At 68.8% G+C, this 955-nt stretch carries 2 protein-coding genes; both read right to left on the bottom strand.

Going from position 1 to position 955, the window contains the following annotated elements:
* Window positions 1–217: hypothetical protein (locus tag M0R80_24575; protein ID MCK9462810.1), on the bottom strand; the 217-nt coding region annotated here is incomplete at its 3' end.
* A 71-nt stretch (window positions 218–288) separates the two neighbouring features.
* On the bottom strand, window positions 289–955 hold a 667-nt coding region (locus M0R80_24570; GenBank protein ID MCK9462809.1), incomplete at its 5' end, for an AgmX/PglI C-terminal domain-containing protein.

The raw sequence follows: 955 nt of genomic DNA, 5'->3' as shown, positions 1-955 counted from the left end.
TCAGCTGTTTCGCCCCCGAGATGACCTCGATCGGCTGCTTCCCGTCCTTGGGGAACGGGACCTCGTCGACCCGGAGCATGAGCAGCTTCGGCTCGTACAGCTGCTGGATGCGCTTCTGCCCCTTCTCGAGGTAGACGAACATGCAGAACACCGATCCGAACAACACGAAGAGGAAGACGATCACTCCTGCAGGGTGCTTTGCGAGGTAGCGGAACAAACACACCTCCCGGGGAAGGATGGGGGCTCCTCGCGGGCGTGCGGTTGCGAGGAGGCAGGGGGGGCGCGAGGCTAGCCCTCGGGCGCCTCGAGCTGGAACGGATAGGTGACGATGACGATGCCGCCGCCCTCGGGCTGCGGGAAGGTCCAGCGCCGGACCGCCTGCGCGATGCAGTTCTCCACGTTCGGGTTGCCGATGGTGGACTCGGCGACCGCCGCCATCTGGACCGCGCCGGTGCCCATGATGATGAACTTGATCGAAACGCGGCCGGCGAGATCGGGTCTCGAGGCCAGCTCGCGCTCGTAGCAGAACTTCACCTCGTTGATGTGGCGGTGGACGATGCGGCGGATGACTTCCTTCGACAGCGAGCCCTTGACCATCGCCGCGCCGGAGCGGATCTGCGGCACCTTGCCGCGCCGTCCGCCGAGACCGCCGGCGCCGCGGCCGTAACCCGAGCCCGTGCCGCCGCCCGCGCCGTGACCGATGGTGCCGAGGGCGCCGAGGCCGATGGTGCCCTCGCCGGTGCCGCCACCGCCGCGGCCCGTGCCGTTGACGCCGAGTCCGCCGTAGCCGAAGTTGTCACCGATCTGGTCGCCGAGGAGCGCGCCGAGCGCGTTCTCCGGGTCGATGCCGAGGGGCTGATCCGCGCCGAACGGAGACACCGGGACGTTGGCCGCCGTGAGGTACTGCAGGATGCCGGCTTCCTTGGCCATCCCGCGCGCCATGCGCAGATCCTTG

This window comes from Pseudomonadota bacterium, from assembly GCA_023229365.1.
Lineage (GTDB): Bacteria > Myxococcota_A > Polyangia > JAAYKL01 > JAAYKL01 > JALNZK01.
The sequence above is the reverse complement of the archived record's forward strand: the minus strand, read 5'-3'. Positions and strand labels throughout refer to the sequence as shown.